General features: G+C 33.9%; 1 protein-coding gene. It reads right to left on the reverse strand.

Annotation, left to right across the window (positions count from 1 at the left end):
• The coding region (locus tag ER639_RS11880) for an SdrD B-like domain-containing protein (RefSeq protein ID WP_205757718.1) at positions 1-1,439 on the reverse strand (1,439 nt) is incomplete at both ends.

The following is a 1,439-nucleotide window of genomic DNA, read 5'->3' on the forward strand; positions in this document are numbered from 1 at the left end:
ACTTCTGTGTAATTTGTTGTTGTTCCATCTGGATTTGTCACTTGAGCTGGTGTTCCAAATACTACTGTGTAATCACCTGGTTTTAAGCCTGTGAATAAATAATCACCATTAACATCTGTTGTTTGTGTTTGGATTACTGTTCCTGTTGTTTTATCGACTAATTGGACTTGCACTCCTGCGATACCTGGTTCTGTTCCACCATTTTGGATGTCATCTCCATTTGTATCTAACCATACTTTATCTCCAATTGAATAAACTTGTTGAAGTCCTGCATCAATAGTCATATTGTCAGCATTATTAATAGTAACTGTTACTCTATTGTTAGCATCCGATACATCTGAATCAACATTATCGGCACCAGCATTTTGTTTTGTGAAAGCTAACATATCAGGGTTAGGGTTAATAAATTCAACTTGATAAGTTCCATTATCAAGATTATTAAACTCATAGTAACCTCTATTGTCAGTTAATGTCTCTGCAATCTTATTTCCATTCTCATCATATAATATTACCTGAGCTCCTTCAAACGGTGCTTCATCAACTGAAGTTCCTTGAATACCATCTCCATCTGTATCAAGCCATACATAATCACCTATACGATATATTGGTTCATAAATTCCTAAATCAGCTGTTAAATTATCTCCATTAGCAATTGTTACTGTAGAAATTAATCCATTTGAATCTAATGATGGATCTGTACCTGAATTTGAAGGACTTACAACAAATCCAGTTGGGATATTAGAGAATTCAACTGTATATGTGCCTTCAGGTAAATTTTGGAACAAATAACCACCATTTACATCAGTTTGAGTAGTTCCAACAACTGTACCATTTGAATTGGTTATTGTAACTGTTACATTAGCAACCCCATTTTCCCCTATTTCTTGTATTCCATTTTTATTAAGATCATTCCATACAAAATTCCCCAGTTTAAACGTAGGAGACCCTATAGACACTCCAGAAAATGCCTGAGTTAAATTAGCTGTAGATCTTGTAACATGAGTACCTTGAGTAGTATCAGCAGATACTAGGCCTGACTGTACTAATATTTTATTGCTAGGATCAACTTTTGTCACACTATCAACTACTACGACATAAGTTTTAGTAATATCACCAAAATTAAACGTTACAGTTCCATCTTCGTTCCAAATTGGAGAATACTGACTCGTAACATCTATTGCTAAAGAATAATCATTTGAAAAACTATCATTAAGTAAGCTACCATCTGTATATTCGTAAATATGAAAGTTAGTTACACTCGGATCAAGTTGCGCCAAACTATTTGGATATGAAGGATGATATGGAACAACTTCAAGAGAAGTTGCAGGCATAGTCTTATTTAAAGGATTAATATAGAATACTTGAGTATAATCAATAGGATAGTTAGGATTACCATCCACTCTTTCAACTGCCGATGTAATTGATGATGCGTAATTTAA

It is taken from the genome of Macrococcus sp. DPC7161 (genome assembly GCF_004117835.1).
Classification (GTDB): domain Bacteria; phylum Bacillota; class Bacilli; order Staphylococcales; family Staphylococcaceae; genus SDSC01.